Origin of the sequence: Oxynema mangrovii CENA135 (assembly GCF_016632315.1) — a bacterium.
GTDB classification, from domain to species: domain Bacteria; phylum Cyanobacteriota; class Cyanobacteriia; order Cyanobacteriales; family Laspinemataceae; genus Oxynema; species Oxynema aestuarii.
The window spans coordinates 2,208,183-2,222,968 of the sequence record NZ_JAEOXH010000001.1 but is presented as its reverse complement, the minus strand read 5'-3'; the positions used below and the strand labels follow the sequence as shown (position 1 = coordinate 2,222,968).

Genomic DNA, 14,786 nt, shown 5'->3' with positions numbered 1-14,786 from the left:
GGAACGATCCCCCCAACCCCCCTTAAAAAGGGGGGCTTTTGAAGATTATGCAAGAAGTGTCATCACGCGATCGATTTCTCTAGTCGATGACAGTCACGTCCCCTTTCCAATAGAGATTCAAGGGAATTCTCTCCAAACACAAAGAGCATACCACTTCACCAAAGAATAATACTTATGGACACTTAAAAATCCTGTCATCTTGCTTTACAAAAATCAAAAACACAAGTCCCCCTTTTAAAGGGGGATTTAGGGGGATCCTCTCCAAAAAACAGGAATGAACCATTTCACTATTTCACTATTCTCTTATCAACCATCAACATTTCCCGCAAGTCAAAAAAATACTCCCCTAACGGCGGGAAATAAACACAGAAATAGTCAAAAAGTGAAAACAGAATTAAAAAGAAAAAAAGAGTTAAAAAGCCCTTCCCGAACTGCACGCCACACGAAAACCAAAGTTGACATCAATATCATCGCGCGCGACGATGTAGCCATCGCGGTAAGTAGAATAGCAGTTGTGAGGATCGTTGTACCACGAGCCGCCTCGAAGTAAAGAACAACTATCGTTTTTTTCACCTACCCAAGCACTCCCATCCCTAGGGGCGCCTTCGTAGTTTCGATGCCAACTATCCGCACACCATTCCCAAACATTGCCGTGCATATCATATAAACCGAAAGCATTCGGCGGAAACTGTCCCACCGGGGTCGTTTGCTCTCGAAATTGCCCTTTGGGTTCCTCAGCGTAAGTTGTCCTCGCACAGTAATTCGCTAACTCCCCCGTCATCGTTTCCCCAAAATAAAAAGGGGTCGTCGTCCCCGCCCGACAGGCATACTCCCACTCCGCCTCACTCGGCAGTCGGTATTCCTTCCCGGTCAATTTCGACAGTCTCCTACAGAATTCCACCGCATCGTACCAACTGACTTGTTCCACCGGGCGCTCGTCACTATCTTCACGGTCTTTGAAACGGGCAGGATTGAGGTCGAGGTCCCGTTCCACTTTCAAGTCAGTTCGGGCGGCGATGGCCCTCCACTGAGCTTGAGTCACCGGATATTTCCCCATAAAGAACGGTGGTACGGTCACTTCATGTTGGGGTGTTTCTCTGTCATACCCTTCCCCATCTGGCGAACCCATCATAAATTTGCCCCCCGGTATCGCTACCATTTCCAGAGGAACCGCCAGCTCGCTTTCCCCTTGCTGCGCCGTCGAGGAGGACTCGTTCATTTTTGGATTGCCCCTATCGAACACGAGGGCAATCCGTTCCGTGAAATAAGCGGCGCGATGGCGTTCCCGCTTGATAATTTCGCCGCGACGGTTGACAGTTACTGTTTCAAACTCGAACTGGGGTAAGAAGATGGAGGAATTGATGCCTAAAGATTGACCGAGACGAGCAATTTCTCTCACCCGTTCGGTAGACTCCGATGCATCTGACCCCTCGACCCACCAATCCCTAACGGACTTAGCAAATTGAATTAAAGTGGGATATTGGTTTAACTGAGAGCTGAGTTCGAGGGTAATTCTTGTCAGTCGAGCTAATTCCGTTTGGCTCATACATTTGGCAAAGGCATCTTCGAGTTCTCGCACGACTTGTTGCTTTCCATCTTCCAAACAGACCATCGCCGCCCATTGTTGGGCTTGCAACTCACTCGCCTGCAAGAAAGAATGGGTACGCGCCAAGTATTTGATGTAACTCAATAAAATCAGAGCAACTTTTTGTAAGTGTCCTTCACCGAATCCGCGTTCCTGGAAAAACACGTCGATATTTCCCAGAAGATATCCTCGAACTGCCGAATCCATTGCATACAGTTCGCTAGCCACTGGAGTAAATAAATCGGACAGCAGTAAATCGACTTGGGCAACCCAAGGCACTTGTCCCCGGAGAAATTGATGGCGCAAGTAATTGAGCAGTTCGGGGGTAACAATTAAGGGAATCGCCGCATGATAGACCAGCAGCCGATAAGATTCATCAAAACGGCTAACGAAACGATCTACAATTTTTTTAGCCGATTCACCAACAGAGTCTTCGGCAACTAAACTATTAGCTGCAGTCATGATGCGTTCCCAAAATTAACAGCAATATTAAGACAGTTTTTTTCCCATAATCGTATCGATGGCACGACTCATCCCTTGGGGAGTCATCGGATACATCGGCACTCGATAGGCAATCAGTTGGGCAGAAGTTCTGTACCAGCGTTGTTGAGGCATGGGATTTAACCAGGCTACCTGGTTTGTTTTTTGCCGGAGAAGGTCTAAAAATCGAGTGGTTGCTTCAAATCGCTCGAAGCGGCGATATCCCCGAGCCGCTCCCCCATCGCTAACAATTAAGACACTCGTATTAGTGTTGCACGTTTTGAGCAGGTTAGAAAGCAAAATCGATTCTGTTAAATAGGGGTCTCGATAAATGCTCGTCGCTGGAACATTATGAAAATAATAAACATCTAACTTTTGTAAGCTACTTTCATCATTAGCTGTTTCTACTAATTCACGCATCACGTAGTGAAAAGGAGTCATTGACCCATTGCGGTCTACCAATAATAGCAAATGAGCGTGATTCGTTTCTTGGCGGGTATAAACTGGAGAGAGAAAAAAGCCCTGACTGGCGACGATTTTGACGGTTTCATCGACATCGAGGATATCTTGACAACCATCTTTGACCGGACGATTGACATATTGCCAATGGTAAACCATAGCCCGCCGAGATAAGGGAAAATCTGCCGGAAAGGCCGTCGGCGTTTCTGTATCTGTAGCCACAAAAGGAGCGCGAGTAGGTAGGGTCGTAAAACGAGGGGTAGATGGCGCTTCCCAGACTTCGGTGGTTTGAGGGATAGTTGTTTTTATTTCAGCCAATGTTGAGGGGGAATTGAGCGGCGGTTGCGATTTAGAGGGCTGTTTGAATTCCTCACTGGCTTGGCGCGGTGGGGTTGCCAAAGTGACCTTAGCGACATCCCAAATTCCTAAAAATTGTTCTTGTTGAGAGGGAGACTGACACCATAAAAGTTGCAGGGTTTCTTTACAGTCTTCTTCATTACTGCACCATCCACCGTTGAGGGCTTTTAAGGCGGCTAAATATTCGCTAATCCCCAGGTTAAAATCGGTTCGCACCCGCTTAAATATTTCATCGAGGATTTGCCTACCATCGAAGTTCTCCATATTATGAAACCTTCCAGTCTTTCAGCCAATCTTCGGAATGCTTGAATAGCAGTTCCCGATGAGGAAGTGGGTAATATTTAGTGAGCTGTTTGGCTGGATTGACCAGTTCGTTGTCAAAATTTCTCAATGCTTCCAGCCAATCTAAAAATTCACTGGTTCCCGGTTTTTTAACTAGGCTTTCATCTTCCCGAATTTTGAGAAAACATTCAATACTGCGGTCTATAATTTCTCCTTCCTCACTGGGATGGGGGGTTGTAGTTCCCTCTAGTTGCTTCTGTTGATTTCCTTGCTCGTCGTGAGTTCGGACAATTTCTTTCAGTCGATCTTTTGGAAATTCAATATAAAAATAAATACAACGCCGTAAAAAAGGAGCGGGAAGGTTCCCTTTTTCGCGATTGCTGGTAATTATCACAATCGGTCGGTTATGTTCGGTCGCCTCAATCACTTCTCCTGTTTCGGGAATCTCGAATTTCCACGGCTCATCCAACACCGTTAATAAATCATTGGGAAAATCGATGCTCGCTTTATCAATCTCGTCAATTAAAACAACTGAGGGGCAACTTTTAAAATCAAAAGCTTTGCCTAAAGCTCCTAATGTTCGATAATCTTGAGGATTGCTGGGATTGCGTCTTTGGGTGGGTTGTTCGTCTTCGATAGGATTGGCTGGCAATTTATCGGTTGACCCGGCTGGAGGTTGACTGTATTGCCAAGTGAATTGCTGAATTTGAACGTCGTGCAAGCGTAAAATGGCATCGTAAGTGTACAGTCCATCCTGAGCTTTACTGTTAGAACGAACATCCCAGCGATAGTAAGGCAATCTCAATTGATGCGCCACCGCTCTCGCCAAGCGCGTTTTACCGCAGCCTGCTTCACCTTCTAAAAGTAAAGGTCGCCGCAAATAAATTGCCAAATTAACGGCTTTAATTAAGCCCGATTGAGGATCGCAATAATAGGGTTCTGGCTCTTGGGGGATATCATTTTGAATTTCTTTGGCGATGGTTTCTAACTGGTATTTAGGATCGATATAAAAACGCTCTGTTACTCGACTCATGAGGAAATTACAGGTGTTTTAAGGGTTTGGCTATGCTTTTTGTAAATACTCGATTAATCTGTCTCGAAAAAAATCGTAAACGCGCTCGGGTCTTCTATCCGTAGAGCGAACAATCGAAAGAGATTGTTCGACAATCTCTGAAGGGAGACAGGAGAATTTGTACAACCAATCCTCTATTTCTTTGATTTCGCATGGCTTTAAAGGCAATTCAATTATTTTACTGCGATCGAAGTTTTTGGAAGATTCGCATATATAATCTGCTGTAATTTTAACATATATTTCAACTTCAAATAAAAAAATAACCTTGAGTAGTCGATGTTGGCTCGCTAACAGAGTTATACGCTCGATCAAATGATTCCAAAATTTCCTGATAAACCAATCCCAGAAACTCTCATTTTCCAAGAGAGAGTCATACCCTTTGATGTGAAATAAATAAGTATGACCGGAGTCTTGCTTGGGAACTAGATCGTAGAAGCGATCGGCGATCGCATCTATCATGCCTCGTTCATTTAAGTTCTCCCAATTTTGCCTAATATTTAATTCATTGGCAAGTTGCAATAACAAACTCTGACAACTTAGATCTCCCCCTAAATAACCAACTCTTTTAATGTGAAACTTACCTTCCGCCGTATTTTTTGATAAATAATGAATCAACCTTTTATGACAATACTTGCCTCCTCGATTCCAGCAATCTTGCAAAATAAAAATTCCTGCATTTTCCCTGTATTCTAGCTGTTCTAATATATCTTCAAAGGTTTTTAAAGTGAGTTTGTGATCGAAGTTCAATAATCTAGTTTCGGCAATTTTATGAATATCATTAGGATTTTTATAAATATCGTCTGGTGTTGACAAACATAGGTTCATTTTTTCTAAACCAGAGTTAATACTCTCCAAACCACAGCCCCCCGGTGCAGTTGCCCACTCAAGTAAGGCAATCGCTTTACTTGTTTGGTCTTTATCTTCGGAAGGGAGGAGATTTTTAGGAACTTTGAGTTTAAAGCATAACTTTTTGAATTGAGCTGGAATCATTTGTTCTAAGATATCCAGTAGCTCGTCTTCGTTGTATTCTCTGCGGCGGTTCATTTCAACAACTCATTGACAGCATTATTTATATTTTCTAGCCCGCATCCACCCGGTGCAGTTGCCCATTCGAGCAGAGCAATAGCTCTCTCTGTTTGTGGCTTATCTGGAGAGGGCATCAAAGATTTAGGAACTTTCAATTTAAACAGTAACCGATTAAATTGAACGGGAATCATCTGCTCTAAAATATCCAGTAACTCGTCTTCTTTGAAGATAATGTCATCATCCGGGGTCTCAGCTCGTGAAAATAAATAACCATCTCTACTGTTCATGTAGAGGATAGGGGTAGCAAAATCTTTCTGCTCGTACCCCTTATCGAGTGACAGATTAAACCGAGCTTGTTGTACGGCGACATCAACGGGATGACCTTTAATGATTTCATCATAAAAATCCCCGACAAAACGGCTAGCGGTCTGATTGGCTATTTTATACTGCATTGCAATCACGATCGCAATTCCTTGCAGCATTAAATGAGCGGCGACGCTACTAAATGCTGCCAACTCTGACTCTTGCGCTGTTTCACAAGCTTGCAAGATAACAATTTTAGGACGATGCTGATTGAATAGGTTACTAAAAAAGCTTGCTGTTTTCCAATCGGGTTCGCCGGATTCGGCGACCAAGGCAACTTGTCCCAATTGACCGTGACCGATGAAATGAAAAATATCGGGTTGACCGTCTCTGAGTTGTACGGAAACTTTCCGGGGGGTCGCCGGATTGATGACAGGTAAAAAATCAATATTTGTGTGTTGCGTGGCAAAATGGCTTAAATGGCTTTCAACTTGCCGATATTCAACATTTTTCAATTGAGAATCGGCGATCGGTCTGGCAACAACTAAAGCAATTTTAAGGCGCTTTTCTGGCTCAATCTGGAGCGATCGCCGATCGCTGTCTTGCAGATTATATCGAGTCCGAAAAAAGCTCAATTTCGGATCGGTTGCCCATCGAATTTCACCCTGTTGATATCGTTTGGGCAAACAAATAAATTCCCAGGGATAAGCCACTAGTTCTGGCAAGGCTGTTTCGTTAATGGCCAGAATAATTTCTAAATTTTGTTGTTTATCTAGAACAAGTTCTCGATAATAAGTTAGGAAATGCTCTCTTAATTGACTGTCAAACAAACAATCAAATAAAGCTTCCCCTACTGTCCGAATGGCATTTCCTACTAACTGGGAAGAATCGGTCAGCATCGATTGAATGCGATCGTTTAGGCGATCGCGATTCAACGTTCCACTCGATTCATTCGGACTTTGGGATTCCGGATTCCAAAATTGGACTCGAACCGAATCTTTATTCGGAATACAAAGATGATATCGGTAGTTCATTTTTAAGTTTCATTTTGTTTTATTTTACCTTTTAACCCGTAGGGACACGGCATTGCCGTGTCCTTCCCCTCGGTCTATTTATCCACGAGGTAAGACGATCTTATGCTGACCGACCCACTCTTCTTTTTGACCTACGGCAAAGCTTCTCGCAATGCTTCTTTCACTTCCAAATTTATCTTTTAAATACCCAGGAAGCGCATCGATCGCATCACCGAGTTCGCGGTTCCACCAATCTACATCGGGTTCGATCCAAACTTCACCTGTGAAGGCGATCGCCTCCCATCCTTTAGGAACCTTGAGAATCAGATTCAATTCAATTTGCGATCGCCCTAAAAGTTTCGGTTTCTCGATCCGCCAAAAGCATTCGGAACAATCTTTCCCTTGAGCGAATAATTCAAATGTACCGAGTTGATACTTTAACCCTTCTAAAACCGTAAATGCATTGAAGCGATCTTTCGTTCCTACATTCGCTTTAAACTCATTGTATTGAGGAAGATTCACCAGCTTAGAAAGGTCGGCAGCATCGACCCCCACTTGAATATCTAAATTTGCATCTAAACCCAAGCTAATTTCGACCCCAGATTTAACAATCCACTGCCACTCACTATCGGGACAAAGACGGTGTACGATTGGCGCTTCGTTCCCTTCGGAATGAAAATTTATTTGGCATTCTAAACGAGAAATAATTACATTCTCTTGAGGTCGAGGATTGACGCTCAATACCAAAGAGTAAAAGTCAAACTGATTCATTAATTGCCGAGTTTGATAATTTAACTCGACTCCTTGGCTTTCAAATCCTTCTGTAGTGAGTGGAATTAAGCGACTGCGCGGGTCTCCAAAGGTCACTGTCGTTTCTTTGAGGCATTGAACGGCAGTTTTTCCTCTCGCGAGTTCTTCCGCTTGACCCCCTGCTAAATCGGCACTCTGTCGCGTGACCTCTTCGAGTAAGTCAGTTAACAACTGCTGTGTTTCTTCGAGATTAGGCGGGATTGAGTTGCGATTGACGATCATTTTTAACGTGTAATTTTTGCTGTTTATACTATTTTCTTACACCCTCAAGGGAAATGCACGACCTTTAGGGACACGGCAATGCCGTATCCCTATCCTCAATCTCTGCAAAAGCGCTATCACTTATAAGGCGATCGCTTTATTTATCGCTTTATTTTAACTCGATTAACTCACCAGAGGAACATCCCACTGACTGGTATTTTCTACCCGCTTCAAATCCAGATTCTTCTCGAAAATCTCGTCAATAGGCAGCATTTGACCGTCTTCAGTCATAAACTTATGGTCGGGAGTCGCGCGAATAACGTCACCTGTTTCTAACACGTACTCGTACACTTCCTGGGTGCCGCGATCGTGCCATTGGGCGATCGCCTGAGTGTAAATATATCCGTTGCGATCGACAGTATAAATCGTACAATCGATCCGTTCTTCGACAATTTTACCAATCGGTATCGGTCCGTATTCTACAGTGAGAATTTCCGTCTCGTAGGTCAAACAATATTCTGCAAATTTGACCATTTGCTCGAATAAATTTTCCGCAATCTTTTGCGAAATTCCGTTCTTCGTCGCCCCGTCGATAAACGTTTCGCGGTGCTTCTGCATTTCCGAGAGTTTCTTTTTCCCCATCGCGCGCCGCAGCAAGTCCGCTTGACCCAAAGAATATCCCGCCAAATCTTGAGCCATTTTCATGATCTGCTCTTGATAAACGAGAACCCCATAAGTCTCATTCAAAATCGGTTCTAACGCTTGATGGTCGTATTGAATCTCTTCTTTCCCGTGTTTGCGATTGATAAACTTGGGAATCAGACCCGCGTCTAACGGTCCGGGTCGGTACAGTGCCAAAATTGAGGAAATATCCTCAATACTCGACGGTTTCAAATCGCGTACCACTTGGCGCATTCCCGACGATTCTAACTGAAAGATCCCTTCTAAATCTCCCCGTTCGAGAACGCGGTAAGTTTTATAAACATCTTGCGGTAATTTTTTAACTTCGCTGCGCTTTAAAACCGCTTGCGCTTTCCGTTCTTGGGCGGGCAAATCGTAAGGATCGATGTGAATTTTATTGGTTTGGTAAATATATTCTAAAGTTTGCTGAATGGTGGTCAGATTTTTTAATCCTAAAAAGTCCATTTTTAGCAGACCCAAGGATTCTAAATCTTCCATCGAATATTGGGTAATCACTGCCCTGTCATTATTGCGTTGTAAGGGAACAATTTCATCGAGGGGGTCGGCTGAAATCACAACTCCCGCCGCGTGAACGCCAAAGGTTTTATTCGTTCCTTCGATGCGGATGGCCATGTTGACCCAACGACGCACGATTTCGTCGTTTTCATATGCTTCTTTAAAGGCGGGTTCCGGGGTTTCGTCGGAAATCATGACGGCGAGTTTGGTCGGTTTTCCACGGGAAACGGGAATCATTTTGGCCATTTCATCGGCTTGTTTGTAGGTAATTCCCAATACCCGCGCCACGTCTTTTAAGACCGCTTTGGAGGTCATGCGGTTGAAGGTAATAATTTGCGCGACCCGATCTTTTCCGTAGCGTTCGGTGACGTATTCGATGACTTCATCCCGGCGTTTGATACAAAAGTCCGTATCGATATCGGGCATGGATTTACGTTCGGGATTTAAAAATCGCTCGAAGAGTAAACCGTGATGGACGGGATCGATGTTGGTAATTTGCAAGCAATAGGCGACGAGAGACCCGGCGGCGGAACCGCGACCGGGTCCGACGGGAATGTGACGATCGCGCGCGAATTTAATATAGTCCCAAACGACGAGAAAATACATGGAAAATCCCATCTGTTGGAGCATTTTTAGCTCGTATTTCAGCCGTTCTTGATACTCTTGGGGAATTTCTTCGCGGGTTCGCAGATTTAAGCGCTCTTCCAATCCTTCCCAGGCGAGTTTTTCTACATAAGTCTCGGCGGTTTCACCGTTGGGAATCGGAAAGTTAGGGCTGCGCGGTTCGCGTAAAATGTCTTTGTAGGGTTCGACTTTATCGGCGACTTCTAAGGTGGTGGCGATCGCCTCCTGGATGATATCGTCGGGTAAATGATCTCTAAATAATTTCGCCATTTCTTCGGCGGATTTGAGATATTCCGTCCCCGAATATCTCATGCGTTTTTCTTCGATAATTTGCTTGCCCGTTTGAATGCACAATAAAGCATCGTGGGCTTCGACATCTTTACAAGAAATAAAATGGGAGTCGTTGGTCGCGACGATTTTAATATCGAGTTCTCGCGCAATTTGAACGATTTCGACGTTAACGATCCGGTCTTCGGGGGACCCGTGATCTTGAATTTCTAAATAGTAATCGTCGCCGAATAAATCTTTGTACCATTGGGCGACTTTACGGGCGACTTCGGGTTTACCTTGTAAGATTGCTTGCGGAATTTCACCCCCCAAACAGGCACTGGTGACGATCAATCCTTCGTGATATTGTTTGAGAAGTTCTTTATTGATACAAGGGCGGGCAAAAATACCGTTACCGTGAACGCCTTCTAAGTGTGAAATACTTGTAAGCTTGACGAGATTTTTATAGCCTTGGGTATTTTTGGCGAGAACGACTTGATGATATTTGCGCGGGCGTTTGGTGGTGTTGAGAGGTTCGTTAATGACATACATTTCGTTGCCGATAATGGGTTTGATCCCTTTGGTTCGGCAGGTTTTAATCAGTTCGATCGCCCCGTACATCACGCCGTGGTCGGTGAGGGCGATCGCGGGCATTCCCAATTCGACGGCGCGATCGATCATTTGGGGAATTTGACTGGCACCGTCGAGCAAGCTGTAATCGGTATGGATGTGGAGTCCGACAAAAGACATAGGAGTTGTTGGGATTTTAGACTTCAAATTTTAGATTTTCGACGTTCGATTTTCCATTGAGGAAATCGGGAGTTGAGATTGGATTGTAGCGCTCGTGTTGCCCGCCCCATAAGCTTTTGGACGGGAAAAATTGTTGCCGAGCAAAACTAAAAGAGACCTGCCCTAGGGATTTTTGGCTTCTAACTGATTCGTGATGGCGACTAATTCTTCCATCGCCTTAAAATAGCGTTCTCGGGCGATCGCGCCGATGTTGTGGTGATCGGCTTCGGGAATCATCAACAGCCGTTTGGGTTCGGGGGCCGCATCGTACAGTCGCGCGCTCATCGAGGCGGGGACGACCGCATCTCGGGCGCCGTGAACGAACAAAATCGGCACGTTCAGCGTGGAAACCTTGCTCAGGGAGTCGAATTCGTGGGTGAGGAGGAAATCGACGGGGAACACTTGGAAGAAAGGATATTGATAATCGACCATATCCCGCATCGAGGTAAAGCTGGCTTCGACGATCGCCCCCGCAGCCTCGGGGTTTCGAGCCGCTAAATCGATCGCCACGGCCCCACCGAGGGAATGTCCGTAAATAAAGATCTCTCCCGGTTCGATCCCCCGTTCCCGGGTCAAGTAATCCCACGCCCGTTCGGCGTCGCGGTAAACGCTGGTCTCCGTGGGGAAATCTCCCTGCGATCGCCCGTAACCGCGATAGTCCACCAGCAATACCGAAAACCCAAATTGACGAAAGCGCAAAGCCGCTTCTAAATTGGCGCCGACATTACTCCCATTGCCGTGTAAATACAGTAGCACTCCCGCCGGGCGTTCTCCCTCGGGACCGGGAAGCCACCAACCGTGGATTCGTTCGCCTTTGCCGTTATCCGGAACGTCGAGCCAAACGTCTTCGTAAGCGACATCGTAATCGGCGGGAGAGGTATGGATTGCCCTCGTCGGAAAGAAAATAAAGCGATTCTGTCGGGCGAACAAATACAGACAGATCCCACCGTAGGCGATCGCCCCCATCAGCGCGATCGCGATCGGCCACTTCCAACTACTCGCCAGCCAAGCCAAACTCTTCATCTCCCACTCCTTGCGATCGGCGATCGGGGATCGAGAATCGGGACGCGGGAGTCCGGTTCGCCCACGCAACAGACACTCCCTCAACCCTCTCTCCCGTCCCCCGGGGTCTCGTTATCCCCCTCCGGGCAAACAGGTTCCTCAAACTTGAGTCGGTTTGCGTAAGTGCCACTCGGTTGCTTGTTCGTAAGCATACGCCACTTCAAACAGCAAATCCTCGCGCAAGACATTGCCGATCAACTGCATTCCGATCGGCAAACCCTTATCGTCGAAGCCGCAGGGCAAGCTAATCGCGGGCAGTCCCGCCAGGTTCACCGGAATCGTCATCAAGTCTAACAGGTACATGCTCAAAGGATCGTCGGTCTTTTCTCCCGCTTTAATTGCCGTAGTCGGGGCGGTGGGACAAACCAACACGTCCACTTGCGCGAAGGCGCGATCGAAGTCTTCTTTAATTAAGGTGCGGACTTTCTGCGCTTTGAGATAGTAAGCATCGTAATAACCCGCAGACAGGGCGTAGGTGCCGATCGCGATCCGGCGTTTGACCTCTGCCCCAAAGCCTTGGGCGCGGGTTTTGGCGTACATTTCGCCGAGATTTTCGGCATTTTCCGCCCGAAATCCGTATTTCACCCCATCGTATCTCGCCAAGTTCGCCGACGCTTCCGACGGGGCGAGGATGTAGTAAGTCGGCAAGCCGTAGCGGAAACGGGGACAGGAAACCACTTGAATTTCGGCGCCCAATTCTTGCAGCAATTCCATCGAAGCGGTCACGGCCCGTTCGACTTGGGGATCTAAGCCTTCGCCGAAGGTTTCTTTAATAATGCCGATCCGTCGTTGTCCCTTCGGTTTTAAGTTCGGTTTGACCGATTTGAGATAGTCCGGAATCGAGACTTTTAAGCTGGTGGCGTCTTTGGGATCGTATCCGGCGATATGTTGGAGTAAGGTGGCCGCATCTTCGACGGTGCGACCGAACGGCCCGATTTGGTCGAGGGAAGAGGCGTAGGCGACCAAGCCGTAACGGGAGACGAGTCCGTAGGTCGGTTTCATCCCGACGACGCCACAGAAGGAGGCGGGTTGGCGAATGGAACCCCCGGTATCGGAACCGAGGGCGACGGTGCATTCTTCGGCGGCGACGGCGGCGGCGGAGCCTCCGGAGGAGCCTCCGGGCACGCGATCGAGGTCCCAAGGGTTGGCGGTCAGTCCGAAGGCGGAGTTTTCGGTGGAACTGCCCATCGCGAATTCGTCGAGGTTGGTTTTGCCGACGACCACGGCCCCGGCGTCGCGCAGTTTTTGGGTGACGGTGGATTCGTAAGGGGGAATGTAGTTTTCGAGGATTTTAGAGCCGCAAGTGGTGCGAATGCCTTCGGTGCAGAGGTTGTCTTTGACGGCGATCGGAATGCCTTCGAGCAGTCCGATGTCTTCTCCGGCAGCAATTTTGGCATCCACCTGGCGAGCTTGTTCCAAGGCTCCATCGGCGGTGATGGTCAGGAAACTGTGCAGTTTGGGTTCTAAAGCTTCGATCCGTTCGAGGGTTTCTTTGGTAATTTCGACGGCGGAACGCTCTTTTTTAATAAGTTGTTTGTGTATCTCCCGGATGGATGCCATACTTCTACCTTCTGTGTGAATTCCAGGTTAACCAGACTTTATTGTACGGTTCTCCGTCAAGAGTCGCAGGGATCGGGGGCGATCGCCTTATTGCAGTTCTCGGTGGGCTTGGGCGGCGAGCTCGCCGACGGTGGCGCGATCGCGGGCGGGGGCGTCCCCCTCGGTACTGAGCCACAGCAAGTATTCGATATTGCCCGCCGCTCCCGTAATCGGCGACCAGGTGAGCCCGAGATCGCGCCATCCCAATTCCCGCGCGGCTTCGGCGACTTGACAGATGGCGTCGGCTTGGGCGTCGGGATCGCGCACGACCCCTTTTTTACCGACGCGCGATCGCCCCACTTCAAACTGCGGTTTGACGAGTAAAACCAGCTCGCGGGGCGCTACGAGCAAATCCCACAGCGCGCTGAGGACTTTGGTTAAGGAGATGTGGTTGAGGTCGGCTACCCCAAAATCGGCGCGCTCGGCGTCGTCTGTGTAGAGATCGGCGGGGGTAAGGTAGCGCAGGTTGGTTCGTTCTTTGACGACGACCCGAGGATCGGTTCTCAGCCCCCAGTCGAGTTGTCCGTAACCGACATCGATGCCGTAGACGCACTTTGCCCCCGCTTGCAGCAGGCAGTCGGTAAATCCTCCCGTGGAGATGCCCCCGTCGAGACAGACGCGATCGCCGACGTCGATCGCAAAGTATTCTAAGGCTTTGGCGAGTTTTTCGCCCCCCCGCGAGACGAAACGCGCTCGGGCCTTGACTTCGATCTTGGCTCCGGCGGCGATCGGCGTCCCCGGTTTGTCTACGATTTGGCGATCGACCATCACTTCTCCCGCGCGGATCGATCGCTGGGCCAATTGCCGCGACGAACATAGGTTGAGTTCGACTAATAATGTATCGAGTCTTTGTTTGGCCACGTCATTGGTTCCCACGACTGTCCCCGCCGCCACGATCGCTCCTGCAAGCAACCCAAAGCAAAACTGGGGGATTTTGCGATCTTCTATCTTATCGAGCGGTCGAAGCTAAAGACAATATGCACAAAAAATAAGAGGGAATTGTAACTGGTGTTACAATCATCCTGAAATATCGAGGATTGTCGGGCTGGCCCCCTGGGAGGAGCAAGACCGCGAGCGATCGCCGTCCTCGTGTCGATCGAACGGAGGAGAATCAGCCATGTTAGAGACGAAACTCAGCCCCCGTGCCGCCCTACTCTATCATTGGATTCGATCGCGCCCTCACCATGACGGCAGGGTAACCCTGGATTTACAAGATTTTCAAGCCTGGACCGCCGAATATCGGGAGAAACCCTACGGCGATCGCGAAGTTCTCGACGCCCTGCGCGAAATTAAAGCACATCAATTCGTCAAAGTTCGCAAAACTCAAGTCACTCTCGATCTATTAGCGGATCCTCGCGATCGCGAACCCCTCCCCAACCCGGTCTCGATCGAACGCGGCGATCGACCCAATCCCGTGCTACTCGTCTTTACCAGCGTCCTCACCGCTTTCGCGTTCGGCTTATTTCCCCTGCTGTTCGCTTTCCACCTTTCCCAAGCTAACCTCGGCTCTCCTCTTTCCCCGACCCCCTGGGCCGTCTTGTCCGAGAAAATCGCCGATTAGCCCTTTTCAGTTTTAGTCCTTTAGTGCATTTCTCCTTCTTTTTTCGCTCCCTTCTCTCGCTGATGGCGATCTCTACCCAAAAACCGCCCCTTCTCAACT

Annotated in this window: 11 protein-coding genes; 1 reads left to right on the top strand and 10 read right to left on the bottom strand. The window is 47.9% G+C overall.

The window, feature by feature from the left end:
• Positions 1-412: 412 nt before the first annotated feature.
• The 10 genes from JJD41_RS08780 to JJD41_RS08735 all read right to left on the bottom strand — a co-directional run bounded on the left by JJD41_RS08780 (position 413) and on the right by JJD41_RS08735 (position 13,987).
• On the bottom strand, positions 413-2,047 hold the full coding sequence (locus tag JJD41_RS08780; RefSeq protein WP_200665588.1) for a formylglycine-generating enzyme family protein: 1,635 nt from the start codon (positions 2,045-2,047) through the stop codon (positions 413-415).
• Between the two features lie 27 nt (positions 2,048-2,074).
• Entirely contained in the window at positions 2,075-3,145 is a 1,071-nt protein-coding gene (locus JJD41_RS08775) for a VWA containing CoxE family protein (RefSeq protein ID WP_200665587.1), read from the bottom strand.
• A gap of 1 nt (position 3,146) precedes the next feature.
• Positions 3,147-4,196, bottom strand: a complete 1,050-nt coding sequence (locus JJD41_RS08770) for an AAA family ATPase (protein WP_234488555.1) — start codon at positions 4,194-4,196, stop codon at positions 3,147-3,149.
• A 30-nt stretch (positions 4,197-4,226) separates the two neighbouring features.
• Complete coding sequence (locus JJD41_RS08765) at positions 4,227-5,279, bottom strand: hypothetical protein (protein WP_200665586.1); 1,053 nt, start codon at positions 5,277-5,279, stop codon at positions 4,227-4,229.
• Positions 5,276-6,463 carry a CHAT domain-containing protein gene (locus JJD41_RS08760; RefSeq protein ID WP_200665585.1) on the bottom strand — a complete coding sequence of 396 codons (1,188 nt, stop codon included), beginning with the start codon at positions 6,461-6,463 and terminating at the stop codon, positions 5,276-5,278. The genes JJD41_RS08765 and JJD41_RS08760 overlap by 4 nt, the downstream gene beginning before the upstream one ends.
• 213 nt (positions 6,464-6,676) lie before the next feature.
• Positions 6,677-7,609, bottom strand: coding sequence for a hypothetical protein (locus JJD41_RS08755; protein WP_200665584.1), 933 nt, complete (start codon positions 7,607-7,609; stop codon positions 6,677-6,679).
• A gap of 162 nt (positions 7,610-7,771) precedes the next feature.
• Positions 7,772-10,426, bottom strand: coding sequence for a DNA polymerase III subunit alpha (locus tag JJD41_RS08750; protein WP_200665583.1), 2,655 nt, complete (start codon positions 10,424-10,426; stop codon positions 7,772-7,774).
• Between the two features lie 162 nt (positions 10,427-10,588).
• Positions 10,589-11,488: an alpha/beta hydrolase gene (locus JJD41_RS08745; RefSeq protein ID WP_200665582.1), complete on the bottom strand. Its 900-nt coding sequence runs from the start codon at positions 11,486-11,488 to the stop codon at positions 10,589-10,591.
• 138 nt (positions 11,489-11,626) lie between these two features.
• On the bottom strand, positions 11,627-13,087 hold the full coding sequence (gatA, locus tag JJD41_RS08740) for an Asp-tRNA(Asn)/Glu-tRNA(Gln) amidotransferase subunit GatA (RefSeq protein ID WP_200665581.1): 1,461 nt from the start codon (positions 13,085-13,087) through the stop codon (positions 11,627-11,629).
• Positions 13,088-13,174: 87 nt separating this feature from the next.
• On the bottom strand, positions 13,175-13,987 hold the full coding sequence (locus JJD41_RS08735; protein WP_200667175.1) for a TlyA family RNA methyltransferase: 813 nt from the start codon (positions 13,985-13,987) through the stop codon (positions 13,175-13,177).
• A 256-nt stretch (positions 13,988-14,243) separates the two neighbouring features.
• On the opposite strand from JJD41_RS08735, the gene JJD41_RS08730 reads away from it, so the two are divergent.
• Positions 14,244-14,687, top strand: a complete 444-nt coding sequence (locus JJD41_RS08730; RefSeq protein WP_200665580.1) for a hypothetical protein — start codon at positions 14,244-14,246, stop codon at positions 14,685-14,687.
• The last annotated feature ends 99 nt before the right edge of the window (positions 14,688-14,786 follow it).

Excerpts from the sequence above, each read along its gene's own strand:
- JJD41_RS08775 (WP_200665587.1), bottom strand. The coding sequence starts at position 3,145 with ATGGAGAACTTCGATGGTAGGCAAATCCTCGATGAAATATTTAAGCGG.
- gatA (WP_200665581.1), bottom strand. The coding sequence starts at position 13,087 with ATGGCATCCATCCGGGAGATACACAAACAACTTATTAAAAAAGAGCGT.
- JJD41_RS08750 (WP_200665583.1), bottom strand. The coding sequence starts at position 10,426 with ATGTCTTTTGTCGGACTCCACATCCATACCGATTACAGCTTGCTCGAC.
- JJD41_RS08745 (WP_200665582.1), bottom strand. The coding sequence starts at position 11,488 with ATGAAGAGTTTGGCTTGGCTGGCGAGTAGTTGGAAGTGGCCGATCGCG.
- JJD41_RS08760 (WP_200665585.1), bottom strand. The coding sequence starts at position 6,463 with ATGCTGACCGATTCTTCCCAGTTAGTAGGAAATGCCATTCGGACAGTA.
- JJD41_RS08730 (WP_200665580.1), top strand. The coding sequence starts at position 14,244 with ATGTTAGAGACGAAACTCAGCCCCCGTGCCGCCCTACTCTATCATTGG.
- JJD41_RS08770 (WP_234488555.1), bottom strand. The coding sequence starts at position 4,196 with ATGAGTCGAGTAACAGAGCGTTTTTATATCGATCCTAAATACCAGTTA.
- JJD41_RS08755 (WP_200665584.1), bottom strand. The coding sequence starts at position 7,609 with ATGATCGTCAATCGCAACTCAATCCCGCCTAATCTCGAAGAAACACAG.
- JJD41_RS08780 (WP_200665588.1), bottom strand. The coding sequence starts at position 2,047 with ATGACTGCAGCTAATAGTTTAGTTGCCGAAGACTCTGTTGGTGAATCG.
- JJD41_RS08765 (WP_200665586.1), bottom strand. The coding sequence starts at position 5,279 with ATGAACCGCCGCAGAGAATACAACGAAGACGAGCTACTGGATATCTTA.